At 63.8% G+C, this 16,019-nt stretch carries 13 protein-coding genes; 6 read left to right on the top strand and 7 right to left on the bottom strand.

What is annotated here, in order from left to right:
• Nucleotides 1-173: 173 nt before the first annotated feature.
• The 3 genes from leuS (at nucleotide 174) to holA (ending at nucleotide 4,471) form a co-directional block, all read left to right on the top strand.
• Nucleotides 174-2,798, top strand: a complete 2,625-nt coding sequence (gene leuS / locus HZZ16_RS31835) for a leucine--tRNA ligase (RefSeq protein WP_197954075.1) — start codon at nucleotides 174-176, stop codon at nucleotides 2,796-2,798.
• On the top strand, nucleotides 2,785-3,336 hold the full coding sequence (gene lptE / locus HZZ16_RS31840; protein ID WP_197954076.1) for an LPS assembly lipoprotein LptE: 552 nt from the start codon (nucleotides 2,785-2,787) through the stop codon (nucleotides 3,334-3,336). Before leuS ends, lptE begins: the two co-directional genes overlap by 14 nt.
• 106 nt (nucleotides 3,337-3,442) lie before the next feature.
• A complete protein-coding gene (gene holA / locus HZZ16_RS31845; protein WP_197954200.1) occupies nucleotides 3,443-4,471 on the top strand; it encodes a DNA polymerase III subunit delta in 1,029 nt (342 codons plus the stop codon).
• Between the two features lie 194 nt (nucleotides 4,472-4,665).
• On the opposite strand, the gene HZZ16_RS31850 is transcribed toward holA, so the two are convergent.
• The 7 genes from HZZ16_RS31850 to hemJ form a co-directional block, all read right to left on the bottom strand.
• Complete coding sequence (locus HZZ16_RS31850; RefSeq protein WP_197954081.1) at nucleotides 4,666-5,553, bottom strand: ParB/RepB/Spo0J family partition protein; 888 nt, start codon at nucleotides 5,551-5,553, stop codon at nucleotides 4,666-4,668.
• Between the two features lie 165 nt (nucleotides 5,554-5,718).
• Nucleotides 5,719-6,585 carry a ParA family protein gene (locus tag HZZ16_RS31855; RefSeq protein WP_025033064.1) on the bottom strand — a complete coding sequence of 289 codons (867 nt, stop codon included), beginning with the start codon at nucleotides 6,583-6,585 and terminating at the stop codon, nucleotides 5,719-5,721.
• 28 nt (nucleotides 6,586-6,613) lie between these two features.
• A complete protein-coding gene (gene rsmG, locus HZZ16_RS31860) occupies nucleotides 6,614-7,285 on the bottom strand; it encodes a 16S rRNA (guanine(527)-N(7))-methyltransferase RsmG (RefSeq protein ID WP_311974434.1) in 672 nt (223 codons plus the stop codon).
• A 111-nt stretch (nucleotides 7,286-7,396) separates the two neighbouring features.
• Nucleotides 7,397-9,277, bottom strand: coding sequence for a tRNA uridine-5-carboxymethylaminomethyl(34) synthesis enzyme MnmG (mnmG, locus tag HZZ16_RS31865; RefSeq protein WP_197954091.1), 1,881 nt, complete (start codon nucleotides 9,275-9,277; stop codon nucleotides 7,397-7,399).
• A 566-nt stretch (nucleotides 9,278-9,843) separates the two neighbouring features.
• On the bottom strand, nucleotides 9,844-11,202 hold the full coding sequence (gene mnmE, locus HZZ16_RS31870; protein ID WP_197954093.1) for a tRNA uridine-5-carboxymethylaminomethyl(34) synthesis GTPase MnmE: 1,359 nt from the start codon (nucleotides 11,200-11,202) through the stop codon (nucleotides 9,844-9,846).
• Between the two features lie 305 nt (nucleotides 11,203-11,507).
• The gene (gene rho / locus HZZ16_RS31875; RefSeq protein WP_011083462.1) at nucleotides 11,508-12,773 is read right to left on the bottom strand and encodes a transcription termination factor Rho; all 1,266 of its coding nucleotides are present in this window, start codon (nucleotides 12,771-12,773) and stop codon (nucleotides 11,508-11,510) included.
• A gap of 255 nt (nucleotides 12,774-13,028) precedes the next feature.
• Nucleotides 13,029-13,463, bottom strand: coding sequence for a protoporphyrinogen oxidase HemJ (gene hemJ, locus HZZ16_RS31880; protein WP_197954101.1), 435 nt, complete (start codon nucleotides 13,461-13,463; stop codon nucleotides 13,029-13,031).
• Nucleotides 13,464-13,923: 460 nt separating this feature from the next.
• Here hemJ and HZZ16_RS31885 point away from each other — a divergent pair, with 460 nt between their 5' ends.
• From HZZ16_RS31885 to coaE, 3 genes are read left to right on the top strand one after another with little or no spacing between them, the layout of a single operon-like run.
• A complete protein-coding gene (locus tag HZZ16_RS31885) occupies nucleotides 13,924-14,769 on the top strand; it encodes a pyruvate, water dikinase regulatory protein (protein WP_197954102.1) in 846 nt (281 codons plus the stop codon).
• A 9-nt stretch (nucleotides 14,770-14,778) separates the two neighbouring features.
• The gene (locus HZZ16_RS31890) at nucleotides 14,779-15,387 is read left to right on the top strand and encodes a Maf family nucleotide pyrophosphatase (RefSeq protein WP_197954103.1); all 609 of its coding nucleotides are present in this window, start codon (nucleotides 14,779-14,781) and stop codon (nucleotides 15,385-15,387) included.
• Nucleotides 15,388-15,410: 23 nt separating this feature from the next.
• On the top strand, nucleotides 15,411-16,010 hold the full coding sequence (gene coaE / locus HZZ16_RS31895) for a dephospho-CoA kinase (RefSeq protein WP_197954104.1): 600 nt from the start codon (nucleotides 15,411-15,413) through the stop codon (nucleotides 16,008-16,010).
• Nucleotides 16,011-16,019: the final 9 nt, after the last annotated feature.

Genomic DNA, 16,019 nt, shown 5'->3' on the forward strand with positions numbered 1-16,019 from the left:
TGTCGGACCGCAAATTGGCATTGACCCCTTAATCACACCCCAACGCGGGCCCTCGTAGTTATGCGGAGGCGTCGTCAAAGTTCCAGAACGCGGCAACCCATTGACCCCTTAAGGTCTTCTATGGCCTAGTCCGCCGTCTTGAGACGGCCGAACCACGAAAACCCAACGATTCCATGACCTCCGAACGCTATAACGCCCGCGACGCCGAACCGCGCTGGCAACGCCTCTGGGACGAGCAGGCGATCTTCGTCTCCAAGAACGACGATCCGCGGCCGAAATATTACGTGCTCGAGATGTTCCCCTACCCGTCCGGGCGCATCCATATCGGCCATGTCCGGAATTACACGCTCGGCGACGTGCTGGCCCGCTTCATGCGCGCCAAGGGGTTCAACGTGCTGCATCCGATGGGGTGGGACGCCTTCGGCCTGCCGGCCGAGAACGCCGCGATTGAGCGCAAGGTGGCGCCGAAAGCCTGGACCTACGACAACATCGCCGCGATGAAGAAGCAGCTCCGCTCGATCGGGCTGTCGCTGGACTGGTCCAGGGAGATCGCGACCTGCGATCCCTCCTATTACAAGCACCAGCAGAAGATGTTCCTGGACTTCCTGCGCGCAGGGCTTGCCGAGCGCGAGAAGCGCAAGGTGAACTGGGACCCCGTCGATATGACCGTGCTCGCCAACGAGCAGGTGATCGACGGCCGCGGCTGGCGTTCGGGCGCCGTGGTCGAGCAGCGCGAGATGAACCAGTGGGTCTTCAAGATCACGAAGTACTCGCAGGAGCTCTTGAGCGCATTGGACGGGCTGGACCGCTGGCCCGACAAGGTGCGGCTGATGCAGCGCAACTGGATCGGCCGCTCCGAGGGCCTGTTGATCCGCTTCGCGCTGGATGCAGCGACGACGCCGGCCGGCGAGAGCGAGCTGAAGATTTTCACGACGCGGCCGGACACGCTGTTCGGCGCGAAGTTCATGGCGATCTCGGCGGATCATCCGCTGGCACAGGCCGCCGCGTCGAAGAACCCGAAACTCGCGGAGTTCATCGCCGAGATCAAGAAGATCGGCACCGCGCAGGAGATCATCGATACCGCTGAGAAACAGGGTTTCGACACCGGCATCCGCGCGGTGCACCCGTTCGATCCCTCCTGGAAGCTGCCGGTCTATGTCGCCAATTTCGTGCTGATGGAATACGGCACCGGCGCCATCTTCGGCTGCCCGGCGCACGACCAGCGCGACCTCGACTTCGTCAACAAGTACAATCTCGGCAACACGCCCGTCGTATGCCCGGAAGGCCAGGACCCGAAGAGCTTCGTCATCACCGACACCGCCTATGACGGTGACGGCCGCATGATCAATTCGCGCTTCCTGGACGGCATGACCATCGAGCAGGCCAAGGAAGAGGTGGCGAAGCGGCTCGAGACGGAGCTGCGCGGCAATGCGCCCGTCGGCGAGCGGCAGGTGAATTTCCGTCTGCGCGACTGGGGCATTTCGCGCCAGCGCTATTGGGGCTGCCCGATTCCCGTCATTCATTGTCCAAAGTGCGACGTGGTGCCGGTGCCGGATGCCGACCTGCCTGTGAAGCTGCCCGACGATGCGACCTTCGACAGGCCGGGCAACGCGCTCGATCATCATCCGACCTGGAAGCACGTCACTTGCCCGCAATGCGGCGGCAAAGCCCAACGCGAAACCGACACCATGGACACCTTCGTGGATTCGTCCTGGTACTTCGCGCGCTTCACCGATCCCTGGAACGAGACAACGCCAACGACGCCTGTGGTCGCCAACCGCATGCTGCCGGTCGACCAATATATCGGCGGCGTCGAGCACGCGATCCTGCATCTGCTCTACAGCCGCTTCTTCACCCGCGCGATGAAAGCGACGGGGCATGTCGCGCTGGACGAGCCGTTCGCCGGCATGTTCACGCAAGGCATGGTGGTGCACGAGACCTACCAGAAGGCCGACGGCACCTATGTGCAGCCGGCCGAGGTGAAGGTCGAGGTCGGCGGCAACGGACGGCGCGCCACGCTGCTGACGACAGGCGAAGACATCTCGATCGGCCCGATCGAGAAGATGTCCAAGTCGAAGAAGAACACGGTCGACCCCGACGACATCATCGAGACCTATGGCGCCGACGTCGCCCGCTGGTTCATGCTGTCGGACTCCCCGCCCGACCGCGACGTGATCTGGAGCGACGAGCGCGTCCAGGGCGCCTCCCGCTTCGTGCAGCGGCTGTGGCGTCTGGTGAACGATTCCGTCGAGCTCGGCAAAGCCGCGCCGGCAGCCCGACCGGCCAGCTTCGGCCCGGTCGCCACGGCGTTGCGCAAGGCCGCCCATGGCGCGCTGGACAAGGTCACCACCGGCATCGAGCGGCTGCACTTCAACGTTTGCCTGGCCCATATCCGCGAATTCACCAATGTCTTCTCCGAGGTGCTCCAGCGCCCCGGCCAGCCTGCCCCGGATCTCGCCTGGGCGATCCAGGAGGCCAGCCAAATCCTGGTCCAGCTGTTCTCGCCGATGATGCCGCATCTGGCCGAGGAGTGCTGGCAGGTTCTGGGCCGAGCGGGGCTGGTGTCGGAGGCCGATTGGCCGCAAATCGAACGCGATCTGCTGGTTGAAGACAGCGTGACCCTGGTGGTCCAGGTCAACGGCAAGAAGCGGGGTGAGGTCACAGTTGCAACAGCGGCCCAAAATCCGGAAATCGAGGCTGCCGTTTTGGCCCTCGATGCGGTAAAGCTGGCCCTGGACGGCAAGCCCGTCCGCAAGGTGATCATCGTCCCCAAGAGGATCGTGAATGTTGTCGGCTAGGATCCGTATCGCAGCCCGCTTGCTGGCAGTTGCCGCGCTGGCGGCGCTGACGGCCGGCTGCTTCCAGCCGATGTATGCCGAGCGCAGCGACGGCACCCCAGGCCTGCGCGAGAAGCTGATGGGGGTCGAGCTGCCCCCGATCATCAAGCCCAATGCTTCCCGCGAGGCCCGCGTGGGCGTCGAAATCCGCAACGCGCTGGCGTTCAAGCTTTACGGGACCGCGACGGGCATGCCGCCGACCCACCGGCTCGACATCCGCTTCACCACCAGCCGCTCCTCCCTGATCGTCAGCTCCGCGACGGGACTGCCGACCAGCGAAAATCTCGGCATCGACGCCCAGTACAATCTGGTCGAGGTCGCGACCGGCCGGTCGGTGATGTCAGGCTCGACGTTCTCGCGCGTGTCCTATGACATGCCGGGGTCCTATCAGCGCTTCTCGCGCACCCGCGCCGTGCGCGATGCCGAGGATCGCGCCGCCAACGAGATTGCCGAGAACATCACCACCCGGCTCGCCTCGTTCTTCACCGCGGGGACGTAGTTCACTCCCATCATTCCGGGGCGCCCGCGGAGCGAAACGGAATCTCGATCCCAACCTCCGGATTCCGGGTTCGCGCTGCGCGCGTCCCGGAATGACAATCTGGACCATGGTCGCACTGCGCGGAAAAGAGATCGACGCCTTCCTCGCCCGCCCCGATGCGGGCCGTCCGATCATCCTGCTCTATGGTCCTGATGCCGGCCTCGTGCGCGAGCGCGCCGACGCGTTGATCGCATCCAGCGTCGATGATCCCAACGATCCGTTCTCGCTGGTCAAGCTCGATGGCGACGAGCTCTCCGCCGAGCCTTCGCGCCTCGTCGACGAAGCCATGACCGTGCCGCTGTTCGGCGGCCGCCGCGCCATCCGCGTTCGCGCCGGCTCGCGCAGCTTTGCCTCCGGCATCGAGACGCTGGCCGAGATGAACGTGAAGGATTGCCGCATCGTGATCGAGGCCGGCGAGCTTCGCCCGGAATCACCGCTGCGCAAGGCTTGCGAGAAAGCCAAGACCGCCGTGGCGATCGGCTGTTATCCCGACACCGAGCGCGATCTTGCCAAGCTGATGGACGACGAGCTGCGCATCGCGAATTTGCGCATCGCGCCGGACGCCCGCGCGGCGCTGATGTCGTTCCTCGGCGGCGACCGCCAGGCCTCGCGTAACGAGTTGCGCAAGCTGACGCTCTACGCCCACGGCAAGGGCGAGGTCACGCTGGATGACGTCATGGCCGTGGTCGCCGATGCCTCGGAGCTGAAGCTCGATCCGATCGTCGACGGCGCCTTCGCCGGGCGGCCCGACATCGTCGAGACCGAGTTCGCCAAGGCCATGATCGCCGGGACCTATCCCGGCGTGATCATCTCGGCCGCACAGCGCCAGGCGGCGTGGCTGCACAAATCGGCGCTCGCGATTGCCGACGGCACGCCTGCCTCCGCCGTGCTCGACGGCGGTTTTCCGCGCCTGCATTTCTCGCGAAAGCCCGCGGTCGAAACCGCGCTGCGCAATTTCAGCCCGGCGCGACTCGCCGCCATCATCGAGCAGCTGGCGACCGCCGCGCTCGACACGCGCAAGCATTCCACCCTCGCCGCCGCCATCGCCCAGCGTGCGCTGATGGCGATTGCCGCGAATGCAAAGCGGCGGGGCTAGGCTCTCCGCTCCGACGTCAAGCGAGCGCAACTCTCTCCACGTCATTGCGAGGAGCGCAAGCGACGAAGCAATCCAGACTCCCTCCGCGGAGAGATTCTGGATTGCTTCGCTGCGCTCGCAATGACGGTGTTGGCGCAGATGCGCATCACACTCGGTGTCGCCCCTGCGTTGGCGGGTCGACACCGAGACCGCGTCTACACCGCGCCCTTGGCCAGCCGCTTCATCACCTCATCGAGCTGATCGAGGTTGCGGTAGTTGATCTGCACGGAGCCGCCGGGGTCGCGGTGATTGACGGTGACCTTGAGGCCGAGCGCGTCGCTGACGCGCTTCTCCAGATCGATCGTGTCGGGGTCCTTTTCCTTGCCGCCGCTGGCGCGCGCCTTCTGCGGCTTGCGCTCCGGCACCCCCTCTTCATGCGCGAGCGCCTCGGCCTGGCGGACGTTGAGACCTTCCTCGACGATGCGCTTGGCGGCGGCGAGCGGATCGGGCACGCCGATCAAGGCGCGAGCGTGGCCGGCCGTTAGCTCGCCGGTCGCGATGAAGGCCTGCACCTCAGCCGGCAGCTTGGTCAGCCGCATCATGTTGGCGACGTGGCTGCGGCTCTTGCCGACGACCTTGGCAATGTCGTCCTGGCTGCGTTTGAACTCGTTGGCGAGCGCGTGATAGCCCTGCGCCTCTTCCATCGGGTTGAGATCCTCGCGCTGCACGTTCTCGACGATCGCGAATTCCAGCGCGTCGCTGTCGCTGATGTCGACCGGAACGATCGGCACCTCGTGCAGGCCGGCCATCTGCGAGGCGCGCCAGCGCCGTTCGCCGGCGATGATCTCGTAGCGATCCTGCGCGCCCTTCACCGGACGCACCACGATCGGCTGGATCACGCCATGCTGCTTGATGGAGTCGGAGAGCTCCTTCAGCTCGGTATCCGAAAAGGTACGGCGCGGGTTGCGCGGATTGGCCTTGATGAATTCGATCGGCACCTTGCGCTGTGCGCGCGGACGATCGACATGCTGAGCCTCGCCGCCGACATCACCGATCAGACTTGCAAGACCCCGGCCCAGTCGCGAACGCGCTTCGTCGGCCATCGCCAGCTCCCTTGGATTCAACTTGAACGCTCCTGCTACTCTGTTCCTGTCATTCCGGGACGCGCAAAGCGCGAACCCGGAATCTCGACGTTGTTCAATTTCAAATCTCGGGATTCCGGATCAATTCGCGTGCCGCGAATTGTCCGGAATGACATCGCCTGGAATTCAATGCGTCGTGCGCAGCTCGCGCTCGCGCTGGATCACTTCGGTGGCGAGCCGCAAATAGGCTTCGCTGCCGACGCATTTGAGATCGTAGACCAGCACCGGCTTGCCGTAGGACGGCGCTTCCGAAATGCGCACGTTGCGCGGGATCATGGTCTTGTAGACCTTCTCGCCCATGAACTGGCGAACGTCGGCGACGACCTGGTTCGACAGGTTGTTGCGCGAGTCGAACATGGTCAGCACGATGCCGTGGATCGACAGGTTCGGATTGAGCGTCGAGCGCACCTGCTCCACCGTCTGCAACAATTGCGACAGACCTTCGAGCGCGAAGAACTCGCATTGCAGCGGCACCAGGATCGCGTCCGAGGCCGCCATGGCGTTGACCGTGAGCAGGTTGAGCGAGGGCGGGCAGTCGATCAGCACATAGGTGTAGTCGGCGTCCGGGGAGACGTTGTTGTTGAGCGCGCCGATCGCATCGCGCAACTTGAAGGCGCGGCCAGGCGTGGTGCCGAGCTCAAGCTCGAGGCCGGAGAGATCCATGGTCGACGGCGCGATGTGCAGCCGCGGCACCGCAGTCGAGACCACCGCCTCGCGCAAGGCGGCTTCGCCGATCAGCACGTCATAGGTCGAGCAGGAGCGGTTGCGGCGATCGATGCCGAGGCCGGTCGAGGCGTTGCCCTGCGGATCGAGATCGACAATCAGGACGCGCTCGCCGATTGCCGCGAGCGCCGTGCCCAGATTGATCGCTGTGGTTGTTTTCCCCACGCCGCCCTTTTGATTCGCCAAGGCCAGGATGCGCGGATGACCATGGGGGACCTCATCGGTCTTTTGCGCCGTCTGTTCTTGCTGTGGTTCGTCAATCACGCTCATCGCAATTCCCCACTCACCTCTCAACGCCTCAGCTGCGCCGTTCGGCGGCATTGAGCTCCACGATCCAGCCGTCGCCCGTGCGGCTTTGATGGAGCTGCGGCCGAATATTCCAATATTTAGCGGCTTCGGTCAATTCAGCCTCTACATCTTGACCCTTGAGAAATAACGCCTTTGCGCCCTGGCGCAGCAGCGGCTCCGCGAAGCCGATAAGTTGATGTAGCGGAGCCAACGCACGTGCGGTGACGCAATCGACGGGGCCGGTGATTCTATCCACATTATCCCCGATCTCAGCGAGATGTACGACTCCCGGAGATGCGGTGACGCGGATCGCTTCGCGCAAAAAGGCGGTCTTCTTGGCGATTCGCTCGACGAGATGGACGCTCGCGGCAGGTGTGCCGGCCATGGCGCAGGCGAGCACGACGCCGGGAAAGCCGCCGCCGCTCCCAAGATCAACCCAGCGTTTTGCGGCCGGCGCGAGATCCACCAGCTGGAGCGAGTCGGCGATGTGCCGCGTCCAGAGCTGCGGCAAGGTCGAGGGCGCGATCAGATTGGTCTTGGCCTGCCACTCCCGTAGCAGCGCGATGTAGCGATCAAGCCGCTCCTCGGTTTCACGTGAAACGGGAGCGAGCTTGAGGGCGGCGATCTTGTCAGCGGCGATGATGGAATCGAGCGCCTTGTCGTTGGCCGCGGCCTTGCTGATCGTCGGGCTGGCCGTCCCAGGTTCGGTTCGCCGCCCGGCGCCCTCACCCGCCCCGGGGCGTCGCGATGGCGGGCGATCTCCGCCTGATCCGCGCTGTTTCACGTGAAACGCCTATACGATTGCCTTGGAAGTCTTTCGTGCCTCCCGGCGGAGATAGGCCGCGAGAATGCCGAGCGCCGCCGGCGTCATTCCGTCAATCCGGCCGGCCTGGCCGACGGTGAACGGTCGCGCCTTCTCCAGCTTGGCGCGCACTTCATTGGAGAGACCAGGAACGAGCTGGTAATCGACATCCGCCAGCACCATTCCCTCGTCGCGCCGGAAGGCTTCGACGTCGGCGCTCTGGCGCTCCAGATAGACGTCGTACTTGGCGTCGATCTCGAGATGGGTTGCGATGACGGGATCGATGGCCGACAGCTCGGGCCAGATCGCACGGACCTGGCGCCAGCCGATCTCCGGATAGGCCATCAGCTCGAAAGCAGAACGGCGCTGACCGTCCCGGTTCAACGACAGCCCGTGCTTGATGGCTTCGTTCGGGGTGATCGTCAGGGATTTCGACAGCGTCCGGGCGGCGTTCAGGGCGTCCATCTTGGCGCGATGATGCCTGATACGGGTGCTGCCGACGCACCCCAGCGCGATCCCCTTCTCCGTCAGACGCTGGTCGGCATTGTCGGCCCGCAGGGTCAGCCGGTACTCGGCCCTGGACGTGAACATCCGATAGGGCTCGCTGATCCCGCGGGTCACGAGGTCGTCGATCATCACACCAAGATAGCCGTCCGCGCGGTTGAACACGGTCAGTGCGGCACCGCTGGCGGAAAGGGCCGCGTTCAGGCCGGCAACGATGCCCTGCCCGGCGGCTTCCTCATATCCGGTGGTGCCGTTGATCTGCCCGGCCAGGAACAGCCCGCGCAGACGCTTGGTCTGGAGGGTCGGATCGAGCTCGCGAGGATCGATATGGTCGTATTCGATGGCGTAACCGGGGCGGACCATCTTCACCCGCTCCAAGCCGGGAATGCTGGCGAGGATCGCAAGCTGGACCTCCTCCGGCAACGAAGTCGAGATGCCGTTGGGGTAGACGGTGCTATCGTCGAGCCCTTCCGGCTCCAGGAAGATCTGGTGGCCGTCGCGGTCGCCGAAGCGGACGATCTTGTCTTCGATCGAGGGGCAATAACGCGGTCCGGAGCTCTTGATCTGGCCGGAGTACATCGGAGAGCGATGGACGTTGGCCCGGATAACCTCATGGGTCGCGGGCGTGGTCCGGGTGATCCCACACTGGATCTGTGGCGTCGTGATCCGCTCCGTCATCACCGAGAACGGCTCTGGCGGTTCGTCGCCGGGCTGCATCTCGACTGCGCACCAGTCGATGGTGGTGCCGTCGAGGCGTGGCGGAGTCCCGGTCTTGAGGCGTCCAAGAGTGAAGCCGGCGCGCTCGAAGGAGCTGGAAAGGCCCATCGCAGGGGCCTCGCCGACGCGTCCGGCGGGCCAGTTCTTCTCACCGAGATGGATCAGTCCGCGGAGAAAGGTGCCGGTGGTGACGACAACGGCCCCTGCCCGGAGCTCCCGGCCGTCCGCCAGGCGGAGCCCGGTGACCCGGCCATCGACCACGACCAGCTCGTCGGCTTCGCACTCGATGACAGAAAGGCCTTCGGTCTGGCGGATGGCCGCCTGCATCGCCGCCGCATAGAGCTTGCGGTCGGCCTGGGCCCGCGGACCGCGGACAGCAGGACCCTTCCGGCGATTAAGGACACGAAACTGGATACCGCCGGCATCGCCGACGCGGCCCATCAGGCCGTCGAGCGCATCGACCTCGCGCACCAGATGGCCCTTGCCGAGCCCGCCGATGGCGGGATTGCAGGACATCGCGCCGACCGTGGAGAAGCGGTGCGTCACCAGAGCGGTCGTCGCCCCCATGCGCGCAGCCGCAGCCGCGGCCTCACAGCCGGCGTGGCCGCCGCCGATGACGATGACGTCGAAGCTCCCTCGCTCTGTTCGCATGGACGGACTTCTAGCTCACCGGCGAAAAAGCCGGAAGTGGAAACTCGGGGTGTGTTTCACGTGAAACAAGCGCGGGCCAGGTCGGCAGCAATTTCGCGAAAACAACCCCATGCACAGTAGGAGGAGGATTATTCACATGCTGTTTCACGTGAAACAAAAGAGAGGCTCTCGCTCGACGGGGTCGAACACAAGCCGTGTCGTGTGTCTATTGTCTCTCTGCCGGAGCTGCCAGTCGAATGCAGGCGGCAACCACGTCATACTCCGTCATTGCGGGCCAATGGGTCGCACGGCGCGCGGCCCGATCGCAGGCTCCGCGAAACAATCCGGGTCTCGCGGTGGAGGCAGTCTGGATTGCTTCGTCGCATGGGCTCCTCGCAATGACGAGATCCGAAGTATGGCCGTCGCCCTGCCGCTCGCTCCCTAGATCGGAACGGCAACTGGCACTAGCTCACCCTCGGCGGTGTTTCACGTGAAACAATCAGGAACCCCCTGGGAGAAGCGGGCCACCGTTTCACGTGAAACAAAAGAAATGGAACAAAGACTAGTTCTACAATGAAGGACTAGTGCTACTTTCCGATGCAGAACTTCTGGAAGATCGCGCCAAGAACGTCCTCGACGTCCACCCGGCCCAAGAGTCGGCCTAGAGTATAGGCGGCGGCACGCAGCTCTTCGGCCGCGAGCTCCTCGCCGTCTTCTACAAGGTCCAGACTCCGGCGCAAGCTCTCTGAGGCACGGCTCAATAACTCGCGCTGGCGTGCTCGGGTCACCATGGCCCCCTCGGTCGTTCCAAAGAACTCCGAAGCGAATTTCACCAGCGCCTCGACCAGCTCAGGGATGCCGTCGCCCCGGCTCGCCGAGATCTCGAACTCAACGCCCGGCCTGACCCCTCCGACCCGTTCAAGATCAATCTTGTTGCGCACGATCCAGACCGAGCCGCCGGACGAAGCAACACCGTCCGCAGATGTCCCCCGCGAGCGGATCGTGTCCGGCTCGACGGCTTTCCCGCCCTCCACCAGCCACAGCACCAGATCGGCGTCCTCGGCGCGCGCGCGGGCGCGGCGCACGCCTTCCTGCTCGACCGGATCCTCGGTCTCGCGGATGCCGGCAGTGTCGATCACGGTGACGGGATAGCCGTCGAGATCGAGCTGCACCTCGATCACGTCGCGCGTGGTGCCGGCATGCGGCGAGACGATCGCGACCTCGCGGCGCGCGAGCTGGTTGATCAGCGTCGATTTGCCGACATTCGGCTCGCCCGCGATGGCAACCACGAGGCCGTCGCGCAGCCGTTCAGAATGTCCCTGTGCCGCAAGCACCTTTGTGATTTCGTCGTGAAGCGCTCCGATCGCTTTCACTGCCGGCGCCCTCAGCTCCGCCGGCACGTCGCCTTCATCGGAAAAATCGATGCCGGCCTCGATCAGCGCAGAGGCCTCGATGATGCGCTCGCGCCAGTCGCGCGCGCGGTCGCCGAGCAAGCCCTGTAATTGGCGCAGCGCCTGGCGGCGCTGGCGGTCGGTGTCGGCGTGGATGAGATCATCGAGGCCCTCCGCCTCGGTGAGGTCGATCTTGCCATTCTCGAAGGCGCGGCGCGTGAACTCACCGGGCTCCGCCGCGCGCGTATTCGGGATATTGGAAATCGTTGTGAAGAGCGCCGCCAGCACCGCCCGGCCGCCATGGACGTGAAATTCGGCGATGTCCTCGCCGGTGGCGCTGGCCGGTCCGGGGAACCAGAGCACGACCGCATCGTCGATCGGCTGGCCCGCGCCGTCGCGGAGCAGCCGGCGGCTCGCTTGTCGCGGCGCCGGCAGCCGGCCCGCAAGCGTCGTCAGCGCCGCGCCGGCTTGCGAGCCGGAGACGCGGATCACGGCGATCGCGCTGGGCGCCCGGCCGGATGACAGCGCGAAAATGGTCTGGTCTCGCGGATGCATAGCCTATTTGTCCGGCCGCGGCTGAAAACGCAAACGTCCGTTTTCACCTCGAGCCAATCGGATTTTGCTGCACCAGATTCCGCAGCAAATCTATTTTGCACTGCAACATAATTGCAGCATTTTGCTGCAGGTCACGCGATCGCAGGCGGGGAGGCCGACCAGAATTTCAAGAATTGGTTTTATATCAATGGTTTAAGAGAAACGAAGATCGGGCAGCGGCTGCCGCTCATGCTGCACCTTCGCTGCAGCAAAGCCGCAACAAAAAGGGCGCCCGAAGGCGCCCCGGAATCTTTGCTGCAGTGCACTCAGGTGTTCATGGAGTCGAAGAACTCCGAATTGCTCTTGGTCGAGCGCAGCTTGTCGAGCAGGAAGTCGATCGCGTCCATCGTACCCATCGGATTGAGGATGCGGCGGAGCACGTACATCTTCTTGAGCACCTGCGGATCGGTGATGAGCTCCTCCTTGCGGGTGCCGGAGCGCGAGATATCGATCGCCGGGAAGGTACGCTTGTCCGAGACCTTGCGATCCAGGATCAGCTCCGAGTTACCGGTGCCCTTGAACTCTTCGAAGATGACTTCGTCCATGCGGCTGCCGGTATCGACCAGCGCGGTCGCGATGATGGTCAGCGAGCCGCCTTCCTCGATGTTGCGGGCCGCGCCGAAGAAGCGCTTCGGACGCTGCAGCGCGTTGGCGTCGACACCGCCGGTCAGCACCTTGCCGGATGACGGCACCACGGTGTTGTAGGCGCGGCCGAGGCGCGTGATCGAATCGAGCAGGATCACGACGTCGCGACCATGCTCGACCAGGCGCTTGGCTTTTTCGATCACCATCTCGGCGACCTGAACGTGGCGCACCGCCGGCTCGTCGAAGGTCGAGGACACCACCTCGCCCTTCACCGAGCGCTGCATGTCCGTGACTTCTTCCGGACGTTCGTCGATCAAGAGCACGATCAGATAGCATTCGGGGTGATTGTGCGTGATCGAGTGCGCGATGTTCTGCATCAGCACGGTTTTACCGGTGCGCGGCGGCGCCACGATCAAGGCGCGCTGGCCCTTGCCGATGGGAGCAACGATGTCGATCACGCGTGCAGACAGATCTTTCCGAGTGGGATCGTCGATCTCCATGCGAAAACGCTGATTCGGAAACAGCGGCGTGAGGTTGTCGAAATTGACCTTGTGCTTGGCCTTTTCCGGGTCCTCGAAATTGAGCGTGTTGACCTTCAGCAGCGCGAAGTAGCGCTCGCCCTCTTTCGGGCTGCGAATATGACCTTCGATGGTGTCGCCGGTGCGCAGGCCGAAACGGCGGATCTGCGACGGCGAAACGTAGATATCGTCCGGACCAGGCAGATAATTCGCATCGGGCGAGCGGAGGAAGCCGAAGCCGTCGGAGAGCACCTCGACGACGCCCTCGCCGACGATATCGGTCTCAGCGAGCGAGAGCTGCTTGAGAATGGCGAACAGCAGCTCCTGCTTGCGCATGGTGCTGGCATTTTCGACCCCGTTCTCTTCCGCGAACGAGACCAGCTCGGCCGGGGTTTTCGACTTGAGGTCCTGAAGTTTGATTTCCCGCATTGGGGTGGTCCTGTGGGGTAGCCTGAAAAGAGGGGGGTGCGAGGAGGCTCTGAAATGCGGACGCGAGCAGGTGCAGGTAAGGTCCGCAGGTCTGGCAAGGTGAGCGCCGGTGAGGCTTCAAACCTGATGCGGTGTCCGGCCTCTGGAAGGCTCGGACACAACCACATCCGCCTGCGTTGGGTGGGATATCGATAATATAGAAAATCGCTTAGCGCTCCGCAAGCCGAAGCGCTGAGCTAATGCCGCGCACTTTGCCTAGAACGGCTTCACGATCACCATGATGACGATGAAAATCATCAGGACGGTCGGCACCTCGTTGATTATTCGATAGAATTTCTGGCTTCGCGGGCGCCGATCGGCGGCGAAATCCTTGACCCAGCGGGAAAAAAAGCCGTGGACCGCCGAGAGCACCAGGACCAGTGCCAGTTTGACGTGCAGCCAGCCGAACGCGAACCAATGGCCGGACCAGGCGAGATAGAGCCCGGCGAGCCAGGTGACCATCATCGCGGGGTTGATGATCGCCTTGAGCAGCCGGCGTTCCATCACCTTGAACGTCTCGGACTGCTTCGAGCCGATTTCGGCCTCGCAGTGATAGACGAACAGCCGCGGCAGATAGAGCATGCCGGCCATCCAGGAGATGACGGCGATGACGTGCAGCGCCTTGATCCAGAGATAGACGTCTTCGAACATTTTCGGGGGTCCGGCTTGCTGCCCAGCTCGGGAACGCTGGGGATAGTAAGAACTCGTTAAGGTCTTACACTGCACACATATCCGTCCGTAGCGCCTTCCTCAAATCTAGAATCTTAGATTCTTAAGGTTTGAGTCTATGTGAGCGTGGATTGGACTCACACAATTCCGTCCGCGCGTTCACGCGCGCTTGTTCACATCCATCCACATATTCCGGACAGCATCTGGCAACTTCCGATAAGTCCGCCGGCTTCAAAGGCTTGCGCGTTTGTATCGGCAGCTTATCAAGGGACTTGTCCGCGCAATCCCGCTTCCCTCTCGGCGAGGCGCCGGATTTGTCCTGACCGGCAGCGGTGTGAAGAAAATCACGCCTTGTCCCGCCCCTGGTGTCGCGCATCCCTTTCCAAGGGGTTAAGCTCCACAGAAATCCACAAACCACCCCAACGAAATTCAAAGGGTTTTTGTGCCGACCTCGAACAATTATTTCCATCTCCACCTGGTCTCGGACTCCACGGGTGAGACGCTCATCACCGTGGCGCGCGCGGTCGCGGCCCAATATGCCAACGTGACGCCGGTCGAGCACGTCTATCCCTTGGTGCGCAGCCAGAAGCAGCTCGACCGCGTGCTCGACGAGATCGAGGAAGCGCCGGGGATCGTGCTGTTCACGCTGCTCGAGAAGGATCTGGTCGCGAGACTCGAGGACAAGTGCAAGCAGATCAATGTTCCGAGCCTGTCGATCATCGGGCCGGTGATGCAGCTGTTCGAGGCCTATCTGGGAGCCGCGACCACCGGCCGTGTCGGCGCCCAGCACGTGCTCAATGCCGAATATTTCAAGCGTATCGACGCCTTGAACTACACGATGATCCATGACGACGGTCAGCATGTCGAAGGTCTCGACGAGGCCGACGTGGTCCTGGTCGGCGTGTCACGGACATCGAAGACACCGACATCGATCTATCTCGCCAATCGCGGCATTCGTACCGCCAACGTGCCGCTGGTGCCGGGCATTCCGGTGCCCCCGCAATTGGAGACGCTGACGCGGCCGCTGGTGGTCAGCCTGCACGCGACGCCGGAACGCCTGATTCAGATCCGGCAGAATCGCCTGCTGTCCATGGGCGCCGAGTCCGGCAGCCGCAGCGACACCTACACCGACAAGCAATCGGTCACCGAGGAGGTCGCGTTCGCGCGCAAGCTGAGCGCCAAGCATGATTGGCCGCTGCTGGACGTCACGCGCCGCTCCATCGAGGAAACCGCGGCGGCGATCATGAAGCTGTATAGCGATCGCCAGCGCAACCGGCCGTCCGAGTAAGTGTCGCCGATGAGTCTGTGGCGCGGCAAAACTCCCTTGATCCTGGCCTCGCAAAGCAGCGCGCGCAAAATACTGCTGGCCAATGCCGGGCTCGAATTCGAAGCCGTCACCGCTGACATCGACGAGCGCAGCGTCCAGGCCGCGTCAAAGCTCTCGAACCCGCGCGAGATCGCCCTGCTCCTGGCCCGCGAAAAGGCCAAGGCTGTTTCTGCCGATCGTCCCGGAAGCTATGTGATCGGCGCCGACCAGACGCTGGCGCTCGGGATGCGCCTCTTCAACAAGCCGGCAGGCCGCGCGCAGGCGCTGGCGCAATTGCGCGATCTCGCCGGTCAGACGCACGAGCTGAATTCAGGCGTAGCCGTGGCGCAGGATGGCAGGATCCTCTTCGAGGACGTTTCCGTGGCGCGCATGACCATGCGGGGAATGAGCGAAGCCGAGCTTTCGGCCTATCTCGACGCCGCCGGCAATGCCGTCACGACCAGCGTCGGCGCCTATCAGCTCGAGGGCCTCGGCATCCATCTGTTCGAGCGCATCGAGGGCGACCATTTCACCATTCTCGGCCTGCCGCTGCTGCCGCTGCTTGCGTATCTGCGCAGCGAGCAGCTAATTGCGGTGTAGATGCGACAGAAGGCTGGGCGCTGATGCGGATTCTCGGACTGACCGGCTCGATCGGGATGGGCAAATCCACCACCGCGAAATTGTTCGCGGAGGCCGGCGTCCCCGTCTACGACGCCGATGCCGCCGTGCATCAGCTCTATGAGGGCGAGGCCGCTCCCGCGATCGAGGCCGCCTTCCCCGGCACCACTGCGAACGGCAAGGTCGACCGGCAAAAACTGTCGGCGCGCGTCGTGCACGATCCCGCCGCGATCAAGCAGCTCGAGCAGATCGTTCATCCCATGCTCGGCGCTTCCCGGCAGAAATTCTTTGCCGACGCCGAGGCCGCCAAGGCGCCGGTCGTGGTGCTGGACATCCCGCTGCTGTTCGAGACCGGCGGCGAGAAACGGGTCGATGCTGTGGTCGTGGTATCGACCTCGCCGGAGCTGCAGCGCCAGCGGGTGCTGGCGCGTGGCACGATGGACGAGGCCAAGCTCGATGCTATCATCGCCAAGCAGATGCCGGATGCCGAGAAGCGCAAGCGGGCCGATTTCGTGGTGGATACCTCACACGGACTTGACCCGGTGCGCGCCCAAATCGCGCACATCCTGGCCGAGGTCGTTAAGATGCCGCAACGGCGGGCCTGATTCGCCGCT

The sequence above is a fragment of the Bradyrhizobium glycinis genome (assembly GCF_016031655.1).
Lineage (GTDB): Bacteria > Pseudomonadota > Alphaproteobacteria > Rhizobiales > Xanthobacteraceae > Bradyrhizobium > Bradyrhizobium glycinis.

Coding starts and splice junctions, on each gene's coding strand:
- leuS (WP_197954075.1), top strand. CDS start 174: ATGACCTCCGAACGCTATAACGCCCGCGACGCCGAACCGCGCTGGCAA.
- lptE (WP_197954076.1), top strand. CDS start 2,785: ATGTTGTCGGCTAGGATCCGTATCGCAGCCCGCTTGCTGGCAGTTGCC.
- holA (WP_197954200.1), top strand. CDS start 3,443: ATGGTCGCACTGCGCGGAAAAGAGATCGACGCCTTCCTCGCCCGCCCC.
- HZZ16_RS31850 (WP_197954081.1), bottom strand. CDS start 5,553: ATGGCCGACGAAGCGCGTTCGCGACTGGGCCGGGGTCTTGCAAGTCTG.
- HZZ16_RS31855 (WP_025033064.1), bottom strand. CDS start 6,585: ATGAGCGTGATTGACGAACCACAGCAAGAACAGACGGCGCAAAAGACC.
- mnmG (WP_197954091.1), bottom strand. CDS start 9,277: ATGCGAACAGAGCGAGGGAGCTTCGACGTCATCGTCATCGGCGGCGGC.
- mnmE (WP_197954093.1), bottom strand. CDS start 11,202: ATGCATCCGCGAGACCAGACCATTTTCGCGCTGTCATCCGGCCGGGCG.
- rho (WP_011083462.1), bottom strand. CDS start 12,773: ATGCGGGAAATCAAACTTCAGGACCTCAAGTCGAAAACCCCGGCCGAG.
- hemJ (WP_197954101.1), bottom strand. CDS start 13,463: ATGTTCGAAGACGTCTATCTCTGGATCAAGGCGCTGCACGTCATCGCC.
- HZZ16_RS31890 (WP_197954103.1), top strand. CDS start 14,779: ATGAGTCTGTGGCGCGGCAAAACTCCCTTGATCCTGGCCTCGCAAAGC.
- coaE (WP_197954104.1), top strand. CDS start 15,411: ATGCGGATTCTCGGACTGACCGGCTCGATCGGGATGGGCAAATCCACC.